Origin of the sequence: Escherichia sp. WS33, assembly GCF_046486385.1 — a bacterium.
Lineage (GTDB): Bacteria > Pseudomonadota > Gammaproteobacteria > Enterobacterales > Enterobacteriaceae > ECMA0423.
Window position 1 is genome coordinate 1 of sequence record NZ_JBJQLJ010000044.1, and the last position, 19,892, is coordinate 19,892.

Below are 19,892 nucleotides of genomic sequence, written 5' to 3' on the forward strand. Positions count from 1 at the left end.
TACGTCGTCTGCCGAAACCAACGTCGGCACCTGCTTCAGTGGAGATCGTGTTGTTTCCTCCGGATAACCGGATCCGCGATCTGGACAACTATAACAAGGCGCTGTTTGACGCCCTGACCCACGCGGGTGTGTGGGAAGACGACAGACAGGTGAAAAGAATGCTGGTGGAGTGGGGACCGGTTATCCCGAAAGGGAAGGTCGAGATCACTATCAGTAAGTATGAGAAACCGGCGGGTGCAGCCGCCTGATTAAGAGGAGAAACGAAGTATGAATAATCTGATGGTCATTGATGGTATTGAAGTTCGTCGTGATGCTTATGGGCGTTACAGCCTGAACGATCTGCATCGCGCAGCAGTAGCATCTGGTGCAAATGCCAGAACCAAGGAGCCAGGAAAGTTTCTTTCCAGCCAACAAACTGTTGAGCTTGTTCATGAATTGACCAACACCCAGAATTTGGGTGTTGACCCGGTGAGTGTGATTCATGGGGGAAATGAACGGGGAACGTATGTCTGCAAGGAACTGGTGTATGCCTATGCAATGTGGATCAGCCCTTCATTCCATCTGAAGGTGATCCGTACTTTCGATATGGTAACCAGCGCACCGGAAAAATTATCCGGGCAGGCTGCTGACAAGATGCAGGCTGGTGTGATTCTGCTGGACTTTATGCGTCGGGAATTAAACCTGTCTAACTCATCTGTGCTTGGGGCCTGTCAGAAACTCCAGGAGGCTGTTGGCTTACCGAATCTGGCTCCGCGCTATGCAATTGATGCTCCTGCCGATGCACCCGATGGCTCAAGTCGCCCTACGCTGTCACTGAGTGCACTGCTGAAGCAGTATGGTATCCGCCTGACGGCTAATCAGGCATATCACCAGATGGTGAAGCTGGGGATCGTCGAGCAGCGCGAACGATACAGCCGTACCGCGATTAACAACATCAAAAAATTCTGGTCGCTGACAGCGAAAGGCTGCATGTTCGGCAAGAATATCACCAGTCCCGCAAATCCGCGCGAGACGCAGCCGCATTTCTTCGAATCCCGATTCCCTGAGCTGTTAAAGCTGCTCGATACCGTTCATTGAGGTGACCGTGAGAGCACTACTGACCCCTGAAATTGCCCCGCGTATGGGGATCGTATTGTTCAGGCCAGGTTCAGAGTTGATGCCCCTGTTTATGCAGGGGCGTGTCCTGCTGGAGCCTGAGCCGGAACGTTATTCATCTTTCGCCAGTGGTGCAGTTCCGGCGGCATCACAACCGCTGGCGGATGATCCTGCCGTTCGGGCCGTGTTCCGCAATGAGGCAGTGATCCGTCGTGCTGGTGGCGTGGAATGTCTTGAAAGCTGGTTACTTCGTGAAAAAGGCTGCCAGTGGCCTCATTCCGACTGGCACAGCGAGAACATGACCACAATGCGACACGCTCCGGGCGCAATCCGTCTGTGCTGGCACTGCGATAACCAGCTGCGCGATCAGTTCACGGAACGGCTGGAATCAATGGCAACGGATAACTGTGCCCGCTGGGTGTTGTCTGTTGTGCGTCGGGATCTCGGTTTTGATGACAGTCACGTTGTGACAATGCCGGAACTGTGCTGGTGGCTGATTCGTAATGACCTGGCGGATGCCTTACCGGAAAGTGCAGCCCGTAAGGCACTGAGATTACCGAAGCCTGTTGTGCCGTCTGTCTCCCGGGAAAGTGACCTTGTGCCTTCGGTTCCTGCCACCAGCATCATCCAGGATAAGGCGAAAAAGGTGCTGGCGCTGAAAGTGGATCCGGAGTCGCCGGAGTCTTTTATGTTACGCCCAAAACGTCGCCGCTGGGTTAATGAAAAGTACACGCGCTGGGTTAAGACACAGCCGTGTGCATGTTGTGGAAAGCCCGCTGATGATCCCCACCACCTGATAGGTCACGGTCAGGGGGGAATGGGAACAAAAGCGCATGACCTTTTTGTGTTGCCTTTGTGCAGAAAGCATCACGACGAGCTGCATGCGGATACCGTGGCATTTGAAGAGAAGTATGGCTCCCAGCTGGAGCTGATATTTCGTTTTATCGATCGTGCGCTGGCAATTGGCGTGCTGGCGTAAGTGGAGAACGAGCATGAACCTTGAAGCCTTACCGAAATATTACTCCCCGAAATTTCCAAAATTGAGCGATGACGCACCGGCGACAGGCTCTGGTGGTTTAACAATTACGGATGTAATGGCTGCGCAGGGGATGGTGCAGTCGAAAGCACCGCTTGGGTTTGCCTTATTCCTGGCAAAAGTTGGTGTTCAGGATCCTCAGTTTGCGATTGAAGGTCTGCTCAATTACGCGATGGCACTGGATAACCCGACATTGAACAAATTGAGTGAAGAAACCCGGTTACAGATCATCCCTTACCTTGTGAATTTTGCCTTTGCTGATTATTCCAGGTCTGCGGCAAGTAAGGCTCGCTGTGAGCATTGTGCTGGTACTGGATTTCATAATGTATTGCGCGAAGTGGTGAAACACTCCAGAAGCGGGGAATCTGTTATCAAGGAAGAGTGGGTGAAGGAACTGTGTCAGCATTGTCATGGTAAGGGAGAAGTCAGCACAGCGTGCAGAGGGTGTAAGGGTAAAGGTATTGTCCTGGATGAAAAAAGAACCCGGCTTCATGGCACGCCTGTTTATAAGGTTTGTGGGCGTTGCAATGGAAACCGGTTTAGCCGTTTACCAACCACACTGGCGCGGCTTCATGTCCAGAAGCTGGTACCAGACCTGACGGATTATCAGTGGTACAAAGGATATGCAGATGTCATTGATAAGCTGGTTACAAAGTGCTGGCAGGAAGAAGCATATGCAGAGATACAATTGAGAAAGGTGACAAGATAAATGGTTTTCGCCGAAGATGACGACATGATGCTTGCGTTTTTCAAAAAATATGGATAAGATTTTCACAACGATGGGCTTTGTATGTCTACCGTTGATAAGATTTAAGAACCCGCCACTGAGCGGGTTTTTTTGTACCTGTAAACTTGGTGCAGTACAGTAAACACGCTGGTGGTCGTGAATACTGACTTTTTATCTTGCTGGCTTTTTAGACAAGAGTTACTGGTATGTCATGTTAACCAGAAGGGAAAAAGACATGCTAAAACAGCAAGATATGACAGAAACCGCCGCCGCAGTCCTTCATTTCTTACCTGCTGACAAGTGGGTAACGCCACGCATGATGACGAGAACTACCGGAGTAAGCGAAGCCCGGTGCCAGTTAATACTGACTCAGTTAGTTCTGGCGGGGCTGGCGAAGGATAACGGCGGGTACGGGAATAAATTCAGACGCTGCCAGTAATGGCGGTTTCCTGCTGTGAAAATGGGCGGCTGGTGGGTGTTGGTAGCACCTGCCAGCCATTCGCTCATGCTTACTGGTCACAAGCGAACCACGGCCCACTGCTTTAGCGCAAAAGCAGAGTGAGCCTACCAGAGTTACGCTTACTGATCCATGAAAAATACTGTAAAAATAAACAGTGTTGATTTAATCAACGCTGATTGCCTGCATTTTATTCAGTCCCTGCCTGATGATTCCATTGACCTGATTGTTACCGATCCGCCGTACTTCAAGGTGAAACCCAACGGCTGGGACAATCAGTGGAAAGGGGACGAAGATTACCTTAAGTGGCTGGACCACTGTCTGGCCCAGTTCTGGCGGGTGTTAAAACCTGCCGGAAGCCTTTACCTGTTCTGTGGGCATCGCCTGGCATCTGATATTGAGATCATGATGCGTGAACGTTTCAACGTGCTTAACCATATCATCTGGGCGAAGCCGTCCGGACGTTGGAATGGGTGTAATAAAGAAAGTCTGCGCGCATATTTTCCTGCCACAGAGCGCGTTCTGTTTGCTGAACATTACCAGGGGCCATATCGCGGCAAAAGTGACGGCTATGCGGCAAAAGAAAGGGAACTCAAACAGCACATAATGGCACCGCTGATATCGTATTTCAGGGATGCTCGTGCCGAACTGGGTATAACGGCAAAACAAATTGCCGAAGCCACAGGTAAGAAAAATATGGTTTCCCACTGGTTTGGTGCCAGTCAGTGGCAGTTGCCGAATGAGGCTGACTATCGGAAGTTACAGGCACTGTTTTCCCGTATAGCGGCAGAGAAGTTTCAGGAACAACAACTGGAACAACCACACCACCAGCTGGTGGCATCTTATGATTCACTGAATCGTAAATATTCTGAATTGCTGGATGAGTTTAAATCTCTCCGGCGCTATTTCTCCGTATCAGTCTCCGTGCCTTATACCGATGTCTGGATGCATAAACCCGTTCAGTTCTACCCGGGGAAACATCCGTGTGAGAAACCGGCGGATATGCTCAGGCAAATAATCAATGCCAGTAGTCGACCAGGTGATCTGGTTGCTGATTTTTTTATGGGATCCGGTTCCACAATAAAAGCAGCAATGGCGCTGGGGCGTCGGGCCTTAGGTGTTGAGCTTGAGTCAGAGCGGTTTAATCAGACAGTGAAAGAGATAAACGAGCTGGTGGGGAAATAATCTGGTGGCCACGTCAGGTGGCCTTTTTATTTCCATTACACAGCACCCGCATCTGCGAGGTGGGGTTATGAAATCCATGGATAAGTTAACAACGGGTGTCGCCTATGGCACCTCAGCAGGTAGTGCCGGGTACTGGTTTTTACAGTTGCTCGATAAAGTCACGCCCTCACAGTGGGCGGCAATAGGTGTGCTGGGTAGTCTGGTATTTGGCCTGCTGACGTACCTGACAAACCTTTATTTCAAGATTAAAGAAGATAAGCGCAAGGCTGCGAGAGGTGAATAATGCCTCCATCATTACGAAAAGCAGTTGCTGCTGCTATTGGTGGCGGAGCAATTGCTATAGCATCAGTGTTAATCACTGGCCCAAGTGGTGACGATGGCCTGGAAGGTGTCAGCTACATACCATACAAAGATATCGTTGGCGTATGGACTGTATGTCACGGACACACCGGAAAAGACATCATGCTCGGTAAAACGTATACCGAAGCAGAATGCAAAGCCCTCCTGAATAAAGACCTTGCCACGGTTGCCAGACAAATTAACCCGTACATCAAAGTCGATATACCGGAAACAACGCGCGGCGCTCTGTACTCGTTCGTCTACAACGTGGGTGCTGGCAATTTCAGAACATCGACGCTTCTTCGCAAAATAAACCAGGGCGATATCAAAGGCGCATGTGACCAGCTACGTCGCTGGATATACGCTGGCGGTAAGCAATGGAAAGGCCTGATGACTCGTCGTGAGATTGAGCGTGAAGTCTGTTTGTGGGGGCAACAATGAGCAGAGTAACCGCGATTATCTCCGCTCTGGTTATCTGCATCATCGTCTGCCTGTCGTGGGCGGTCAATCATTACCGTGATAACGCCATCGCCTACAAAGAACAGCGAGATAAAAAAGTCAGTGAGCTGAAGCAGGCGACCGCCACCATTACTGACATGCAGCAGCGCCAGCGTTCTGCTGATGCACTCGATGCTAAATACACGAAGGAGTTAGCTGATGCGAAAGCTGAAAATGATGCTCTTCGGCGCAAGCTTGATAATGGTGGTCGGGTGTTCGTCAAAGGAAAATGCCCTGTGCCATCCTCAGCCGAAACCTCCAGCGCCTCCGGCATGGGCAATGATGCCACCGTCGAACTCTCTCCAGTTGCTGGACGAAACGTTCTCGGTATCCGGGACGGGATTATCCGCGACCAAACAGCACTGAGAACGCTTCAGGAATACATCAGGACGCAATGCCTTCGATGATAGCGATAATTTTACTCATCATCCTTCACATCTGGCTCTGTAGACAGGATGGTGATCACTTCTGGAGTGAATCCAGATTAAACATCTCATTGCTGATGCTTGATATTGAGCATCTTGCGCGCGGTAAGGGGCTGCGTTGAGATAAGAGCCAGTCATTACAAATACCAGGATTTAGCCTCGCATTCGCGGGGCTTTTTATTGCCATTACAAAAGCCACTCCCTACAGAGTGGCTTTGATAATGGCTTATACCCTACACGGGATAGCTTAACTGATATCCCTTTTAACGGATAAAGGTATTCAAGCCTGACACATCATGCGCTGTATCGTCTCCGTATTCCCGTATTAACAGAGACCGTAGCCCGACGGGGAACTCCTTCTGCGCGAGTGTGCGGGAATAATCAAAAACGATGCACACCGGGTTTTTACCGCGTTTATGGTTCGCGGGTTTGTCCCTCATGCTCGCCAGTCCTGTGCGGGGGGGGAAGAAACAGGACACTTACACAGATTCTTGTGGGCACGATGCTATGCCTTTCTGGATTATCCCGATGCCATTCATGCAAGGCGTTGTATCAGACATTCGTCAGAGCTGTCAGGCTGACGGGTCCTCCCGGTGGGGTGGCCTGCCACGGGGCGGGAGCGTCGCGGAAAAAGGCTAGTTTTTGCATTTCCATGGCGGCGGCAGCATGTTAGGTAATTTATTGATAATTAAAAGTTATTTCTCTTTTCACCTGTACAATATTTTTTTCTCCCTGTCATTAGACCAGTTTGCAATTAATTGAAATATATAAATAAACCTGATTTTCACCTGCCAGATGGAGTTGCTTATGTCAAATGTGAGCGGGATCGGTGATGCTTATTACTGGAGTGTTTTTAAAATCGCCGAGGCCTTTGGGCTTCACCGGGACACAGTAAAAAAACGGCTCCTCGCGGCCAACACTCCTGTGGCAGCGACTGTCAGGGGGAACCCCGTTTACGCCCTGCAGCATGTCGGGCCTGCCCTGTTTAGTGTGAAGCATGAGGCAGCAGACTCTGTTCATGATCCATCCCGTATGGAGCCGAAAGAGAGAAAGGATTGGTACCAGTCTGAAAATGAAAGGATCAAGCTGGAAAAGGAGCAGCGAAAACTCATCCCCGTTGATGAAGTAGTCATCGTCTATTCGTCCATGAGAAAGGCTGTCGTCCAGGTTCTGGAGACAATTCCGGATGTTCTTGAACGCGATTGCGCCCTGACTCCTCAGGCCGTCGGCGTTGTACAGCAGGCCATTGATGACCTGCGATACACTCTTCAGGAAAAATCCTACGAGGCTTGTGCTGCTGAATTAATTCCTGATGAGGAAGGAGAGAGTCTCTAGGAGGAATAATGGGTTTTTCATCAGCCCGAAATTTGGGAAGGGACATATCGGCAGGATTTTCCCCACCACGTCGCATGCCGATTTCGGAGGCTGTTAAAAAATTCATGCGTGTTCCCAAGGGGGCTGGTAACTCGGTGCCATGGGATCCTGAACTGACACCCTACATCATTGAGCCCATGAACTGCCTGGCATCGCGTGAATACGATGCGGTGATTTTTGTTGGTCCTGCGCGAACAGGGAAGACCATTGGTCTGATCGATGGATGGATTGTCTATACCATCGTTTGCGATCCTTCGGACATGCTCGTTGTGCAGATGACCGAAGATAAGGCCCGCGAGCATTCTAAAAAGCGCCTCGACAGAACGTTCAGAAGCAGTGCGGCGGTAAAGAAAAGAATGAGTCCACGTCGTAACGACAATAATGTTCATGATAAGACGTTCAGGGATGGCTCGTTCCTTAAAATTGGTTGGCCCTCGGTCAACATTATGTCGTCGTCGGATTACCGGTTTGTCGCCTTAACCGATTACGACCGTTTTCCGGAGAATATCGACAGCGAGGGTGATGGTTTCTCCCTGGCCTCAAAACGTACCACCACATTTATGTCCGCCGGGATGACTCTGGTGGAGAGCTCGCCGGGACGTGACATCTGCGACAGCAAATGGCGACGTAAGTCGCCTCATGAAGCGCCACCGACGACTGGTATTCTTTCCCTTTACAATCGTGGTGACCGCCGCCGCTGGTACTGGCCATGTCCGCACTGCGGTGAATATTTTCAGCCAGCCATGGATGCCATGACCGGCTACCGTAATGAACCGGATCCCTTTAAAGCCAGTGAGGCGGCGTATCTACTTTGCCCGCACTGCAGCGGCATTATCACTGCGGAGAAAAAGCGTGAGCTCAATAGTGCAGGAGTCTGGTTGCGTGAAGGTCAGGTCATTGATCGTAACGGCAACGTTTCCGGTGAACCGCGCCGCTCCCGTATCGCCAGTTTCTGGATGGAAGGGCCAGCTGCTGCGTATCAGACCTGGGCGCAACTGGTTTACAAATTACTGACTGCAGAACAGGAGTATGAAGCGACAGGAAGCGAAGAAACACTCAGGGCGGTTATCAACACCGACTGGGGATTGCCTTATCTTCCTCGTGCCAGCATGGAGCAACGAAAAAGTGAACTGCTTGAGCAGCGGGCAGAGCCAGTTCCTTCCCGCAGTGTGCCGGATGGCGTTAATTTCCTTGTGGCGACAGTGGATGTGCAGGCGGGACGTCATCGCCGTTTTGTGGTTCAGGTAACAGGCTATGGCAGTCGTGGCGAACGCTGGATTATTGATCGTTACAACATCACGCAGTCATTGCGCAGTGACTGCGACGGGGAGAGCCAGCGAATTGATCCGGCCAGCTATCCGGAAGACTGGGATGTCCTGCTGACAGATGTTTTTCATAAAAGCTGGCCGCTGGCCTCCGATCCTTCTCAACAAATGCGACTTATGGCAATGGCGGTGGACTCCGGCGGTGAAGACGGGGTCACTGATAATGCCTATAAATTCTGGCGTCGTTGCCGTCGTGATGGCCTTGGTAAACGTATTTACCTGTTTAAGGGCGACAGCATCCGGCGCGCAAAACTGATCAGCCGTACATTCCCTGATAACACCGGACGAACGGGCCGACGGGCGCAGGCCGCAGGTGATGTGCCGCTCTGGCTTCTTCAGACGGATGCCCTGAAAGACCGGGTGAATAACGCGTTATGGCGTGACTCGCCAGGTCCCGGCTATGTGCATTTCCCTGACTGGCTGGGGAGCTGGTTTTACGACGAACTGACGTATGAAGAGCGGAGCAGTGACGGGAAATGGAGTAAGCCGGGTCGCGGTGCCAACGAAGCTTTTGACCTGATGGTGTATGCCGAGGCTCTGGTCATTCTGCATGGATACGAAAAGATCCGCTGGCCGGATGCACCGGAGTGGGCGAGCCGGGAAACCTGGCTGGAGTGTGTCCCGGACAGTACCGAACCGTCACCCTCACCGGAACCGGTATCCACGCCTGTTAAAAAACAAAAACGGAAGAAAACAGTAACTGACGATGTTAACCCCTGGCTGACTTCCGGAGGATGGTTATGAATCAGAATGATATTGAAGCCATGATTCAGCGTTATACGGAAGCTGAAATGGCGGTGCTGGACGGAAAATCCGTCACTTTTAATGGTCAGCAGATGACCATGGAAAACTTATCTGAGATCCGGCAGGGTCGGCAGGAGTGGGAGCGCCGCCTTGCGGCTCTGATTACACGACGACGTGGGCATCCCGGGTACCGGCTGGCGAGGTTCTGATGGCAATTCTTGATGATGTGATTGGCGTTTTTTCACCAGGATGGAAAGCGGCAAGGCTGCGTTCCCGTGCGGTGATCCAGGCTTATGAGGCCGTAAAAACGACGCGGACACACAAAGCCCGACGGGAGAACCGAACTGCCGACCAGTTAAGCCAGTACGGGGCCGTGTCGTTACGTGAGCAGGCCCGTTACCTTGATAACAACCACGATCTGGTCATTGGTGTATTTGACAAGCTGGAAGAACGGGTGGTGGGGAAAAACGGGATTATTGTCGAGCCACATCCGGTATTACGCAATGGGGCCATTGCCCGTGACCTGGCTGCGGAGATACGTACCCGATGGAGTGAATGGTCTGTCAGTCCGGAGGTCACCGGGCAGTTTACCCGTCCGATGCTGGAACGTCTGATGCTGCGTACCTGGCTGCGCGATGGTGAGGTGTTTGCCCAGATGGTTTCCGGGCGCATAAACAGCCTGACGCCTTCTGCCGGTGTTCATTTCTGGCTGGAGGCGCTCGAGCCGGACTTTATTCCCATGACCAGTGATGAGAGCAACAGGCTGAATCAGGGCGTGTTTGTTGATGACTGGGGGCGTCCCGAAAAATATCTGGTGTATAAAAGTCGTCCTGTATCCGGACGGCAGATGGAAACCAAAGAAGTGGATGCAGAGCGAATGCTGCATCTTAAATTTGTTCGCCGTCTGCACCAGATGCGCGGGACGTCTTTATTGTCCGGTGTGCTGATCCGCCTCAGCGCCCTGAAAGAGTATGAAGATTCTGAGCTGACTGCAGCAAGGGTCGCCGCTGCTCTGGGGATGTACATCCGGAAAGGCGACGGACAGAGCTATGAAACGGATGGTAATGACAGCAAGGAGAATGAACGCGAGCTTACCATTCAGCCAGGCATTATTTACGACGATCTGAAACCCGGCGAAGAAATCGGAATGGTGAAGTCGGATCGCCCAAATCCTAACCTTGAAACTTTTCGTAATGCTCAGTTGCGTGCCGTGGCGGCGGGCAGTCGTCTGAGTTTTTCCAGTACAGCGCGCAACTATAACGGCACTTACAGCGCCCAGCGTCAGGAGCTGGTTGAATCCACTGATGGCTACCTGATCCTGCAGGACTGGTTTATTGGTGCCGTCACCCGCCCGATGTATCGTGCCTGGCTGAAACAGGCTGTGGCATCCGGTGTTATCAGGCTACCCCGCGATCTTGACCGTTCTTCACTGTATACCGCGGTGTATTCCGGACCGGTGATGCCGTGGATTGACCCTGTTAAGGAGGCTGAGGCCTGGAAAATCCAGATTCGTGGTGGAGCGGCGACAGAATCAGACTGGGTACGTGCAGGTGGTCGTAATCCGGATGATGTCAAACGTCGGCGCAAGGCCGAAATTGATGAAAACCGCAAGCTGGACCTGGTATTTGATACCGATCCGGCCAGTGATAAAGGAGGCAGCAGTGCCGCAACGAAACGACAGTAGCCGCAGTACACCGACGACCAGTCCGAAGAATAATTCCTGGTTCAGGATGCAGGCTGGTCACCAGAGTGACGCGGATATTTATATTTATGACGAGATTGGTTTCTGGGGTGTTACGGCGAAGCAGTTTATCAGTGATCTGAATGCACTGGGCGATATCACCCACATTAATCTCCATATCAATTCACCGGGTGGCGATGTCTTTGAAGGCATCGCCATTTTTAATGCGCTGAAAACACATGGTGCGTCCATTACCGTTTATGTCGACGGTGTGGCGGCATCAATGGCGTCGGTCATTGCGATGGTGGGAAACCCGGTCATTATGCCGGAAAACACCTTCATGATGATTCATAAACCATTTGGCTTTACGGGCGGTGATGCGGAGGACATGCGCACCTATGCCGACCTGCTCGATAAAGTTGAGGCGGTTCTGTTACCCGCTTATGCACAGAAAACCGGGAAAACCACCGATGAAATTGCTGCCATGCTGGCGGATGAGACCTGGATGTCCGGTGCCGAATGTCTGGCACATGGATTTGCTGATCAGGTGACGCCAGCCGTTAAGGCAATGGCATGTATTCAGTCAAAACGTACAGAGGAATTTAAAAAGATGCCGGAATCCATTCGAAACATGATTACTCCGCCACGCAACAGTGCTCCACGCGTACAGGATGATGAACCTGCAGCCTCCCGGACGCCAGTGCAGGCAGCAGCACCCGTGGTGGATGAAAACAGTATCCGTGCGCAGGTACTGGCAGAGCAAAAAGCGCGTGTAAACGGTATTAATGATCTGTTTGCCATGTTTGGCGGGCGTTATCAGACGCTGCAGGCTCAGTGTCTTGCCGATCCTGAATGTTCGCTGGAGCAGGCCCGCGAAAAGCTGTTGAACGAGATGGGGCGCGAATCCACTCCATCCAATAAAAATACCCCGGCTCATATTTATGCCGGTAACGGTAATTTTGTGGGGGACGGGATCCGCCAGGCGCTGATGGCGCGCGCCGGGTTTGAAAAAACTGAACGTGATAATGTCTACAACGGGATGACCCTGCGTGAATATGCCCGTATGTCACTGACTGAACGGGGTATTGGTGTTTCCAGTTATAACCCGATGCAGATGGTCGGTGCGGCGTTCACACACAGTACGTCTGACTTCGGTAATATTCTGCTGGATGTTGCGAACAAAGCCATTCTGCAGGGCTGGGAAGATGCCCCTGAAACCTATGAACAGTGGACGCGGAAAGGTCAGTTGTCTGATTTTAAAATTGCCCATCGTGTGGGTATGGGGGGCTTCAGTGCTCTGCGTCAGGTGCGTGAAGGGGCAGAATATAAATACGTCACCACCGGAGATAAACAGGCCACTATTGCACTGGCGACCTATGGCGAGCTGTTCAGTATCACCCGTCAGGCCATTATCAATGATGATCTGAATATGCTGACCGATGTCCCGATGAAGCTGGGCCGTGCGGCGAAATCCACTATTGCCGATCTGGTTTATGCCATTCTGACGTCTAACCCGAAAATCTCCACAGATAATGTAAGTCTGTTCGATAAAGCGAAACATGCAAACGTACTGGAGAGCGCGGCAATGGACGTGGCATCGCTGGATAAAGCCCGCCAGTTGATGCGCGTTCAGAAAGAGGGTGAGCGTCATCTGAATATTCGTCCTGCGTTCGTACTGGTACCGACGGCGATGGAGTCTGTTGCTAACCAGGTCATTCGCTCCTCAAGTGTCAAGGGGGCTGACATTAACGCCGGTATTATTAACCCGGTGAAAGATTTTGCGACCGTTATTGCAGAGCCTCGTCTTGATGATAACAGCCAGACCACCTTCTACCTGGCTGCGTCCAAAGGCTCCGATACGATTGAAGTGGCTTATCTCAACGGTGTGGATACGCCATATATTGATCAGATGGAGGGCTTCAGTGTGGATGGCGTGACAACGAAAGTGCGTATTGACGCCGGTGTCGCGCCAGTTGATCACCGCGGTCTGGTGAAATGTACGGCGTAAACGTCGCAGACAACAACTCTGATGGCCCGTAAGGGCTTTTTTTGTACCTGAAATCAGCCCCTGAACGGGGCTGTGCGGAGACAGTTATGGCAAAGAATTTTGTAGAAGAAGGAAAAACGGTGGCGATTGTTGCCAGTGCAGCCATCAGCAGCGGAGATCTGGTGCAGGTGGGTGATGTTTTTGCGGTAGCGCTGACCGATATTCCACAGGGTGAAACAGGCGACGGCCTGACCGAAGGTGTGTTTATGCTGCCTAAGCTGAAAACGGATGACATGAAAACGGGTAAGAAGGTTTATCTGAAGTCCGGAAAAGTTCAGTTGACTAACAGCGGCTCTGATCCGCTGGTCGGGGTTGTCTGGGCAGATGCCGGAACCAGTGCAGAAGAAGTGCCGGTAAAACTCAATGTCTGATCCCTTTTCCCGGCTGGCAGCGCGTATGGATGCGATCACGGTCAGAAAGATGGGAAAGACAGCCTCGATTAATGATGTCGATATGACTGTGATCCCGGGAGAAACACTGGCAGAGCTGAATGCTCTGTCCGGACCTGCGGTCTCTCTGGTGGTGTTTTCTTCGGGATACCGCCCACGGCGCGGGGATCGCGTTGTTTATGACGGACAACAATGGACGGTCACACGGCATGAACGCTTTAACGGTAAGCCAATGATCTTTATTGAGTAAAGAGGTGTGGGATGAAGGGGCTTGAGAATGCTATCCGCAATCTGAACAGCCTTGATACCCGTATGGTGCCACAGGCCAGCGCATGGGCGATAAACCGTGTGGCACAGAAAGCGGTCTCGGTTGCCACCCGGCAGGTTGCCGGGAATACCGTTGCGGGAGATAACCAGGTGAAAGGGATCCCCCTGAAACTGGTACGTCAGCGTGTCCGGGTGTTTAAAGCCAGTCCGTCAGGAAAAATGACGGCCAGGATCCGCGTTAACCGGGGCAATCTGCCCGCCATCAAACTGAACACAACACGGCGGCGTGCTGGTGAAGGATTGAGAGTGGGAAAATACTTTTTCCGGGGGGCATTTATTCAGCAACTGGCGAATGGCCGCTGGCATGTTCTGAGGCGTCTTCCTGAAGCGCGTTTTGCAACAGGGCATGACCATCAGGGCAGGCCAAGAAAAAATCGTCTTCCTGTGGAGGTAGTGAAAATCCCGCTGTCCGGACCGCTGACACAGGCATTTGAAGATGCCCGCGACCGCATCATTGCTGCGGAAATGCCGAAACAGCTGGGGTATGCACTGAAACAACAACTGAGGTTATGGCTGACCCGATGAATCGACATACACAAATCCGCCAGGTCGTACTGGCACGCCTTCGGGAACAGTGTGGAGACAGCGCCACGTTTTTTGACGGGCTTCCGGCATTTGTTGATGCGCAGGAACTGCCTGCCGTGGCGGTGTGGCTGAGTGATGCTCAGTACACCGGAAAAATGACGGATGAAGATGACTGGCAGGCTGTTCTGCATATTGCTGTCTTCATCCGGGCACAGGCACCGGATTCAGAGCTGGATATGTGGATGGAGAGCACCATTTTCCCGGCCCTGAATGATATACCGGCACTTTCCGGACTCATCGACACCCTGATCCCTCTCGGTTTTAACTATCAACGTGATAATGAGATGGCCACCTGGGCGATGGCGGAAATCACGTACCAGATCACGTACACGAATTAAAGGAGGTGGCAATGACCACACCAAATCCACTGGCAAAAACGAAAGGTGCGGGAACGACGTTCTGGATGTACACCGGCAAGGGCGATGCGTTTGCGAACCCTTTATCGGACACTGACTGGCTGCGTCTTGCGATGGTGAAGGATCTGCAACCTGGCGAAATGACCGCTGATGCAGAAGATGACACTTATCTCGATGATGAAGATGCAGACTGGAAAACGACAACCCAGGGGCAGAAATCCGTTGGTGATACTTCGGCGACGCTGGCCTGGCGTCCGGGTGACAGCGGGCAGAAAAAACTGGTTCAGTTGTTCGACTCCGGTGAAGTCTGCGCGTTTCGTATCAAATATCCCAACGGCACTGTTGATGTTTTCCGTGGCTGGCTGAGCTCACTGGGTAAAACCATTGCCTCAAAAGACGTGATGACCCGCACAGTGAAAATCAGCGGTGTGGGGCGTCCGTATCTGGCAGAGGAAGGCACTGAAACAGTGAGCGTTACCGGGCTGACGGTGGCACCGGTATCTGCCAGTGTAAAAGTGGGAGCAACCACCACGCTGACCTTTACAGTAAAACCTGACGGAGCCAGTGACAAAGCGATCAGTGTGCATTCGACAGATCCACAGACTGCCACGGTGACCCTGAACGGGCTTGTGGCCACGGTGAAAGGCGTGAAGCAGGGCAGTGTCAGCATTGTGGGCATGACTTCTGACGGCGATTTTGTGGCAGTGGCTGCGGTGGCTGTCAGCGCCGCAGGTTAACAGGACGATACTCATCATTTGCCCCGGTTATCCGGGGCTTTTTTGCAGGTGGAGAACATGATGTTTCTGAAACAGGGCACGTTTAATTATGAAAAGCAGTCCGTGGTGCTCAGTGAGCTGTCCGGGCTGCAGAGAATTGAATATCTGGCGTTTGTTCAGCAGCGAACGGCAAAGTTTGATGCCGAAGAGGGAGAACTGCCGGAGGCTGAACGACAGATTGCTTTTCTGCGGATGGGGATGGATATCAATGCCTGGCTGGTTTCCCGCTCACTGTGGAATGCGGAACAGTCTCAGGATGTTGAGACGCTTTGCGCATCCGTTATTACAACATGGTCGTATGATGCCCTGGGAGCGGGGGCGGAGATGGTTCTGTCGCTGAGCGGTATGGGAGTCATTGAGAATGCCGGGGATTTGGAGCATGAGGTGCTGACGCCGGAAAAGTCCTGACGCGGGAAATGCAGTTTGTCATGCGGCTTGCCCGGGAGTTCCGGCGGGCAGACTGGCGGCGGATGCTGTCGGAAATGTCGGCCACTGAGCTTGGTGAGTGGGGCGATTATTTCCGGATGCAGAGCTTCAGTGATGTGTGGATGGATGCGCAGTTTGCCTCGCTGAAGGCATTGATCGTGAGAATGGTGTCCGGTAGCAGTGATGCAGCGGTGGCTGATTTCAGCCTTTTACCGGAAGAGAACGGGATACCGGAGCGAACGGACGAAGAACTGATGCATCTTGGGGAAGGTATTTCCGGAGGTGTGCGTTATGGACCAGATAGCCAACCTGGTCATTGATTTGGGGATTGATGCGGCAGAGTTTAAAAATGAAATTCCCCGTATCAAAAACCTTCTGAATGGTGCCGCCAGCGATGCAGAACGGTCTTCTGCCCGTATGCAGCGTTTTATGGAGCGTCAGACTCAGGCCGCCCGGCAGACAACGCAGGCGGCTTCTTCGGCTGCAACAGCCGCCTCCGTCCATGCGCAGACGGTGGAGAAGAACGCACAGGCTCATGAACGCATGGCCCGCGAGGTGGAGAAAACCCGCCAGCGCATGGAGGCGCTGAGCCAGAAAATGCGCGATGAACAGGCGCAGGCCATGGCTCTGGCGGAGGCTCAGGATAAAGCGGCTGCTGCGTTTTATCGTCAGATTGACAGTGTGAAACAGGCCAGTGCGGGGCTGCAGGAATTACAGCGTATTCAGCAGCAGATCCGACAGGCCAGAAACAGTGGCGGGATTGGTCAGCAGGATTATCTGGCGCTGATTGCTGAGGTTACGGCGAAAACCCGTGTTCTTACACAGGCTGAGGAAGAGGCTACCCGACAGAAAGTGGCGTTTATCCGTCAGCTTAAAGAGCAGGCAACCCGCCAGAATCTTTCTTCTTCTGAGTTGCTTCGTGCCAAGGCTGCCCAGCTGGGGGTAAGCAGTGCTGCAGAAGTGTATATCCGCAAAATGGAGCAGGCAGGAAAAGCCACGCATTCGCTGGGTCTGAAAAGTGCAGCGGCCCGCCAGGAGATAGGCGTTCTGATAGGTGAACTGGCTCGCGGCAATTTAGGGGCGCTGAGGGGATCCGGGATAACGCTGGCTAACCGTGCCGGATGGATAGACACACTGATGTCACCGAAAGGCATGATGCTGGGCGGGGTTATTGGCGGTATTGCCGCGGCCGTCTATGGTCTGGGTAAAGCCTGGTATGACGGTCAGAAGGAGGGGGAAGAATTTAACCGCCAGTTGTCGCTGACGGGGCATTATGCCGGAGTCACTGCCGGGCAGCTGTGGACGCTCAGTCGTGCTATTTCCGGGAATGGTATCACGCAACATGCTGCAGCCGGTGCGCTGGCTCAGGTGGTGGGGAGTGGTGCATTTCGTGGAAACGATATCGGTATGGTGGCGAGAGCTGCCGCACAGATGGAGCGATCGGTTGGCCAGTCGGTCAGCGATACCATAAATCAGTTTAAGCGGCTGAAGGATGATCCTGTAAATGCCGCGAAGGCTCTGGACAATGAGCTGCATTTTCTTACTGCCACTCAGCTTGAGCAGATACGCGTCCTTGGGGAACAGGGACGGTCCAGTGATGCTGCACGGATAGCCATGTCTGCACTGGCAGAGGAAACCGGTCGGCGTACTGCGGATATTGATAATAACCTCAATGCGCTGGGCAGTACGCTGAAGTATCTGTCTGATTTATGGAGTCGTTTCTGGGATGCGGCCATGAATATTGGTCGTGAAGACTCGCTGGATGAACAGATTGCCGCTTTACAGGAGAAAGTGTCGCGGGCGAAAAGACTCCCCTGGACGGCATCATCTTCTCAGGTTGAATACGATCAGCAGCGTCTTAACGATCTTCAGGAGAAAAAACGCCAGAAGGATTTGCAGGATGCAAAAGAGCAGGCAGAGCGGAATTATCAGGAGCAACAGAAACGCCGTAATGCTGAAAATGCTGCACTGAACCGGATGAATGAAACGGAAGCAGCACGACATCAGCGTGAAATTGCGCGTATTAATGCCATGCAGTACGCCGATCAGGCTGTCAGGGATGCGGCGATACAACGTGAAAATGAACGTTACGAGAAAGCCCTGGCATCCGGTAAGAAAAAAACACGCGAAACCCGTAATGATGAGGCCACCCGGTTATTGCTGCAGTACAGTCAGCAACAGGCACAGGTGGAAGGACAGATTGCTGCTGCCAGACAGTCAGCAGGCATTGCCACGGAAAGGATGACAGAAGCGCATAAACAGCTTCTGGCTCTGCAGCAGCGCATCAGCGACCTGGACGGGAAAAAACTGACGGCAGATGAAAAGAGTGTGCTGGCCCGTAAAGATGAACTGATTCAGGCACTGACGCTGCTGGATGTAAAACAGCAGGAGCTTCAGAAACAGACGGCACTCAACGAGCTGAAGAAAAAAACAATTCAGCTGACCAGTCAACTGGCTGAAGAAGAGCGCGCTCAGCGTCAGCAACATGACCTGGATATCGCCACAGTGGGTATGGGTGATCAGCAGAGGCAGCGATATCAGGTACAACTGAGTCTTCGCCAGAAATACCAGCAACAGCTGGAGCAGTTGAGGCGGGATAGTGAGCAGAAAGGGACATATAACACGGATGACTACAGAAAGGCCGAGCAGGCGCTGACGGAGAGCCTGAACCGACAACTGAATGAGAATCGCCGTTATTGGCAACAGCTTGAAATTGCTCAGGGTAACTGGAAAAACGGTGCTATGCGGGCGTTTCAGAATTTCACGGCAGATGCGGATAATGCGGCAGGCACTGCTGAGCAGATGCTTACAGCGGCATTTAACAGTGCAGGTAATGCACTGGCAACGTTCTGTACTACCGGAAAACTGAACTTCAAATCTTTTACCGCCTCGCTCCTTTCTGATCTGGCAAAAATCATGGCTCAGATGTCCATGATGCAGGCAGTTAAGGGGATTGGTTCGGCGTTTGGCTGGGGGAGTGCAGCAACTGCCAGTGTGACGCCCAATGCTGATGGTGGTGTTTATCAGTCTGCTGATTTGAGTCGCTACAGTGGCACGGTGGTTAACCGTCCGACGTTTTTTGCTTTTGCAAAAGGTGCAGGTGTGATGGGGGAAGCTGGGCCTGAAGCCATTCTGCCTCTGCGTCGTGGTGCTGACGGTAAGCTGGGGGTTGTGGCGGATATTGGTGGTTCAGGTATGGCGATGTTTGCCCCGCAGTACAACATCGAGATCAATAACGATGGCACGAACGGGCAGATAGGCCCGGCTGCCCTGAAGGTGGTTTATGACCTCGGGAAAAAAGCAGCAGCGGACTTTATGCAACAGCAGTCCCGTGATGGTGGTCTGTTCTCCGGAGGTGGACGATGAAAACCTTCCGCTGGAAAGTGAAACCCGGTATGGATGTGGCTTCGGCCCCTTCTGTAAGAAAGGTGCGCTTTGGTGATGGCTATTCCCAGCGAGCGCCTGCCGGGCTGAATGCCAACCTGAAAACGTACAGCGTGACGCTTTCTGTCCCCCGTGAGGAGGCCACGGTACTGGAGTCGTTTCTGGAAGAGCACGGGGGCTGGAAAGCCTTTCTGTGGACGCCGCCTTATGAGTGGCGGCAGATAAAGGTGACCTGCGCAAAATGGTCGTCGCGGGTCAGTATGCTGCGTGTTGAGTTCAGCGCAGAGTTTGAACAGGTGGTGAACTGATGCAGGATATCCGGCAGGAAACACTGAATGAATGCACCCGTGCGGAGCAGTCGGCCAGCGTGGTGCTCTGGGAAATCGACCTGACAGAGGTCGGTGGAGAACGTTTTTTTTTCTGTAATGAGCAGAACGAAAAAGGTGAGCCGGTCACCTGGCAGGGGCGACAGTATCAGCCGTATCCCATTCAGGGGAGTGGTTTTGAACTGAATGGCAAAGGCACCAGTACGCGCCCCACACTGACGGTTTCTAACCTGTACGGTATGGTCACCGGGATGGCGGAAGATCTGCAGAGTCTGGTCGGCGGAACGGTGGTCAGGCGTAAGGTTTACGCCCGTTTTCTGGATGCGGTGAACTTCGTCAACGGAAACAGTGACGCCGATCCGGAGCAGGAGGTGATCAGCCGCTGGCGCA

The 19,892-nt window shown here is 52.6% G+C and carries 25 protein-coding genes; all 25 read left to right on the top strand.

The features are described 5' to 3' along the window. Positions 1-248: RusA family crossover junction endodeoxyribonuclease (locus ACJHXA_RS22295; RefSeq protein ID WP_129774194.1), on the top strand; the 248-nt coding region annotated here is incomplete at its 5' end. A 19-nt stretch (positions 249-267) separates the two neighbouring features. Continuing rightward, on the top strand, positions 268-1,077 hold the full coding sequence (locus ACJHXA_RS22300) for a KilA-N domain-containing protein (RefSeq protein WP_001061445.1): 810 nt from the start codon (positions 268-270) through the stop codon (positions 1,075-1,077). A 7-nt stretch (positions 1,078-1,084) separates the two neighbouring features. Continuing rightward, complete coding sequence (locus ACJHXA_RS22305) at positions 1,085-2,074, top strand: DUF968 domain-containing protein (protein WP_024185670.1); 990 nt, start codon at positions 1,085-1,087, stop codon at positions 2,072-2,074. Positions 2,075-2,087: 13 nt separating this feature from the next. Next, entirely contained in the window at positions 2,088-2,840 is a 753-nt protein-coding gene (locus ACJHXA_RS22310; protein ID WP_283512366.1) for an antitermination protein, read from the top strand. A 253-nt stretch (positions 2,841-3,093) separates the two neighbouring features. Beyond that, a complete protein-coding gene (locus ACJHXA_RS22315; RefSeq protein WP_000917724.1) occupies positions 3,094-3,297 on the top strand; it encodes a hypothetical protein in 204 nt (67 codons plus the stop codon). A gap of 150 nt (positions 3,298-3,447) precedes the next feature. Further along, positions 3,448-4,500, top strand: coding sequence for a DNA-methyltransferase (locus ACJHXA_RS22320; protein ID WP_000799656.1), 1,053 nt, complete (start codon positions 3,448-3,450; stop codon positions 4,498-4,500). A 67-nt stretch (positions 4,501-4,567) separates the two neighbouring features. After that, on the top strand, positions 4,568-4,783 hold the full coding sequence (gene essD / locus ACJHXA_RS22325; protein WP_000839596.1) for a phage lysis protein EssD: 216 nt from the start codon (positions 4,568-4,570) through the stop codon (positions 4,781-4,783). Continuing rightward, positions 4,783-5,280: a lysozyme RrrD gene (rrrD, locus tag ACJHXA_RS22330; protein ID WP_001135250.1), complete on the top strand. Its 498-nt coding sequence runs from the start codon at positions 4,783-4,785 to the stop codon at positions 5,278-5,280. The genes essD and rrrD overlap by 1 nt, the downstream gene beginning before the upstream one ends. Continuing rightward, complete coding sequence (locus ACJHXA_RS22335; RefSeq protein ID WP_001341210.1) at positions 5,277-5,744, top strand: lysis protein; 468 nt, start codon at positions 5,277-5,279, stop codon at positions 5,742-5,744. The genes rrrD and ACJHXA_RS22335 overlap by 4 nt, the downstream gene beginning before the upstream one ends. Next, a complete protein-coding gene (locus tag ACJHXA_RS22340; RefSeq protein WP_001139675.1) occupies positions 5,732-5,884 on the top strand; it encodes a hypothetical protein in 153 nt (50 codons plus the stop codon). Before ACJHXA_RS22335 ends, ACJHXA_RS22340 begins: the two co-directional genes overlap by 13 nt. Positions 5,885-6,569: 685 nt before the next feature. Beyond that, positions 6,570-7,097, top strand: coding sequence for a DUF1441 family protein (locus ACJHXA_RS22345; protein WP_001389340.1), 528 nt, complete (start codon positions 6,570-6,572; stop codon positions 7,095-7,097). An 8-nt stretch (positions 7,098-7,105) separates the two neighbouring features. Next, positions 7,106-9,205: a phage terminase large subunit family protein gene (locus tag ACJHXA_RS22350; protein ID WP_000507030.1), complete on the top strand. Its 2,100-nt coding sequence runs from the start codon at positions 7,106-7,108 to the stop codon at positions 9,203-9,205. Further along, entirely contained in the window at positions 9,202-9,414 is a 213-nt protein-coding gene (locus ACJHXA_RS22355) for a hypothetical protein (protein ID WP_001072975.1), read from the top strand. Before ACJHXA_RS22350 ends, ACJHXA_RS22355 begins: the two co-directional genes overlap by 4 nt. Continuing rightward, positions 9,414-10,889: a phage portal protein gene (locus tag ACJHXA_RS22360; protein WP_001459763.1), complete on the top strand. Its 1,476-nt coding sequence runs from the start codon at positions 9,414-9,416 to the stop codon at positions 10,887-10,889. Before ACJHXA_RS22355 ends, ACJHXA_RS22360 begins: the two co-directional genes overlap by 1 nt. Beyond that, positions 10,867-12,894 (top strand): ClpP-like prohead protease/major capsid protein fusion protein, encoded by a 2,028-nt coding sequence (locus tag ACJHXA_RS22365; RefSeq protein WP_001546838.1) that lies wholly within the window; start codon positions 10,867-10,869, stop codon positions 12,892-12,894. The genes ACJHXA_RS22360 and ACJHXA_RS22365 overlap by 23 nt, the downstream gene beginning before the upstream one ends. 86 nt (positions 12,895-12,980) lie before the next feature. Further along, positions 12,981-13,304, top strand: a complete 324-nt coding sequence (locus tag ACJHXA_RS22370; protein ID WP_001097045.1) for a DUF2190 family protein — start codon at positions 12,981-12,983, stop codon at positions 13,302-13,304. Next, complete coding sequence (locus ACJHXA_RS22375; RefSeq protein ID WP_001283153.1) at positions 13,297-13,572, top strand: DNA breaking-rejoining protein; 276 nt, start codon at positions 13,297-13,299, stop codon at positions 13,570-13,572. The genes ACJHXA_RS22370 and ACJHXA_RS22375 overlap by 8 nt, the downstream gene beginning before the upstream one ends. An 11-nt stretch (positions 13,573-13,583) precedes the next feature. Beyond that, positions 13,584-14,174: a phage tail protein gene (locus ACJHXA_RS22380; RefSeq protein WP_000677114.1), complete on the top strand. Its 591-nt coding sequence runs from the start codon at positions 13,584-13,586 to the stop codon at positions 14,172-14,174. Then, entirely contained in the window at positions 14,171-14,572 is a 402-nt protein-coding gene (locus ACJHXA_RS22385) for a phage minor tail U family protein (RefSeq protein ID WP_001079418.1), read from the top strand. The genes ACJHXA_RS22380 and ACJHXA_RS22385 overlap by 4 nt, the downstream gene beginning before the upstream one ends. An 11-nt stretch (positions 14,573-14,583) precedes the next feature. After that, a complete protein-coding gene (locus tag ACJHXA_RS22390; RefSeq protein ID WP_196080919.1) occupies positions 14,584-15,327 on the top strand; it encodes a phage tail tube protein in 744 nt (247 codons plus the stop codon). Between the two features lie 60 nt (positions 15,328-15,387). Beyond that, positions 15,388-15,774, top strand: coding sequence for a phage tail assembly chaperone G (gene gpG, locus ACJHXA_RS22395; protein WP_001297778.1), 387 nt, complete (start codon positions 15,388-15,390; stop codon positions 15,772-15,774). An 8-nt stretch (positions 15,775-15,782) separates the two neighbouring features. Further along, positions 15,783-16,112 carry a phage tail assembly protein T gene (locus ACJHXA_RS22400; protein WP_001161009.1) on the top strand — a complete coding sequence of 110 codons (330 nt, stop codon included), beginning with the start codon at positions 15,783-15,785 and terminating at the stop codon, positions 16,110-16,112. Further along, complete coding sequence (locus ACJHXA_RS22405) at positions 16,084-19,158, top strand: phage tail tape measure protein (protein WP_283512367.1); 3,075 nt, start codon at positions 16,084-16,086, stop codon at positions 19,156-19,158. The genes ACJHXA_RS22400 and ACJHXA_RS22405 overlap by 29 nt, the downstream gene beginning before the upstream one ends. Beyond that, complete coding sequence (locus ACJHXA_RS22410) at positions 19,155-19,484, top strand: phage tail protein (protein WP_000847345.1); 330 nt, start codon at positions 19,155-19,157, stop codon at positions 19,482-19,484. The genes ACJHXA_RS22405 and ACJHXA_RS22410 overlap by 4 nt, the downstream gene beginning before the upstream one ends. After that, positions 19,484-19,892, top strand: a 409-nt coding sequence (locus ACJHXA_RS22415; RefSeq protein ID WP_283512368.1) for a phage minor tail protein L, incomplete at its 3' end; no start/stop codon positions are given. The genes ACJHXA_RS22410 and ACJHXA_RS22415, both read left to right, overlap by 1 nt.

Excerpts from the sequence above, each read along its gene's own strand:
- ACJHXA_RS22385 (WP_001079418.1), top strand. The coding sequence starts at position 14,171 with ATGAATCGACATACACAAATCCGCCAGGTCGTACTGGCACGCCTTCGG.
- essD (WP_000839596.1), top strand. The coding sequence starts at position 4,568 with ATGAAATCCATGGATAAGTTAACAACGGGTGTCGCCTATGGCACCTCA.
- ACJHXA_RS22335 (WP_001341210.1), top strand. The coding sequence starts at position 5,277 with ATGAGCAGAGTAACCGCGATTATCTCCGCTCTGGTTATCTGCATCATC.
- ACJHXA_RS22360 (WP_001459763.1), top strand. The coding sequence starts at position 9,414 with ATGGCAATTCTTGATGATGTGATTGGCGTTTTTTCACCAGGATGGAAA.
- ACJHXA_RS22350 (WP_000507030.1), top strand. The coding sequence starts at position 7,106 with ATGGGTTTTTCATCAGCCCGAAATTTGGGAAGGGACATATCGGCAGGA.
- ACJHXA_RS22340 (WP_001139675.1), top strand. The coding sequence starts at position 5,732 with ATGCCTTCGATGATAGCGATAATTTTACTCATCATCCTTCACATCTGG.
- ACJHXA_RS22315 (WP_000917724.1), top strand. The coding sequence starts at position 3,094 with ATGCTAAAACAGCAAGATATGACAGAAACCGCCGCCGCAGTCCTTCAT.
- ACJHXA_RS22400 (WP_001161009.1), top strand. The coding sequence starts at position 15,783 with ATGCAGTTTGTCATGCGGCTTGCCCGGGAGTTCCGGCGGGCAGACTGG.
- ACJHXA_RS22355 (WP_001072975.1), top strand. The coding sequence starts at position 9,202 with ATGAATCAGAATGATATTGAAGCCATGATTCAGCGTTATACGGAAGCT.
- ACJHXA_RS22320 (WP_000799656.1), top strand. The coding sequence starts at position 3,448 with ATGAAAAATACTGTAAAAATAAACAGTGTTGATTTAATCAACGCTGAT.
- ACJHXA_RS22370 (WP_001097045.1), top strand. The coding sequence starts at position 12,981 with ATGGCAAAGAATTTTGTAGAAGAAGGAAAAACGGTGGCGATTGTTGCC.
- ACJHXA_RS22345 (WP_001389340.1), top strand. The coding sequence starts at position 6,570 with ATGTCAAATGTGAGCGGGATCGGTGATGCTTATTACTGGAGTGTTTTT.
- ACJHXA_RS22380 (WP_000677114.1), top strand. The coding sequence starts at position 13,584 with ATGAAGGGGCTTGAGAATGCTATCCGCAATCTGAACAGCCTTGATACC.
- ACJHXA_RS22410 (WP_000847345.1), top strand. The coding sequence starts at position 19,155 with ATGAAAACCTTCCGCTGGAAAGTGAAACCCGGTATGGATGTGGCTTCG.
- rrrD (WP_001135250.1), top strand. The coding sequence starts at position 4,783 with ATGCCTCCATCATTACGAAAAGCAGTTGCTGCTGCTATTGGTGGCGGA.
- ACJHXA_RS22300 (WP_001061445.1), top strand. The coding sequence starts at position 268 with ATGAATAATCTGATGGTCATTGATGGTATTGAAGTTCGTCGTGATGCT.
- ACJHXA_RS22390 (WP_196080919.1), top strand. The coding sequence starts at position 14,584 with ATGACCACACCAAATCCACTGGCAAAAACGAAAGGTGCGGGAACGACG.
- ACJHXA_RS22310 (WP_283512366.1), top strand. The coding sequence starts at position 2,088 with ATGAACCTTGAAGCCTTACCGAAATATTACTCCCCGAAATTTCCAAAA.
- ACJHXA_RS22375 (WP_001283153.1), top strand. The coding sequence starts at position 13,297 with ATGTCTGATCCCTTTTCCCGGCTGGCAGCGCGTATGGATGCGATCACG.
- gpG (WP_001297778.1), top strand. The coding sequence starts at position 15,388 with ATGTTTCTGAAACAGGGCACGTTTAATTATGAAAAGCAGTCCGTGGTG.
- ACJHXA_RS22405 (WP_283512367.1), top strand. The coding sequence starts at position 16,084 with ATGGACCAGATAGCCAACCTGGTCATTGATTTGGGGATTGATGCGGCA.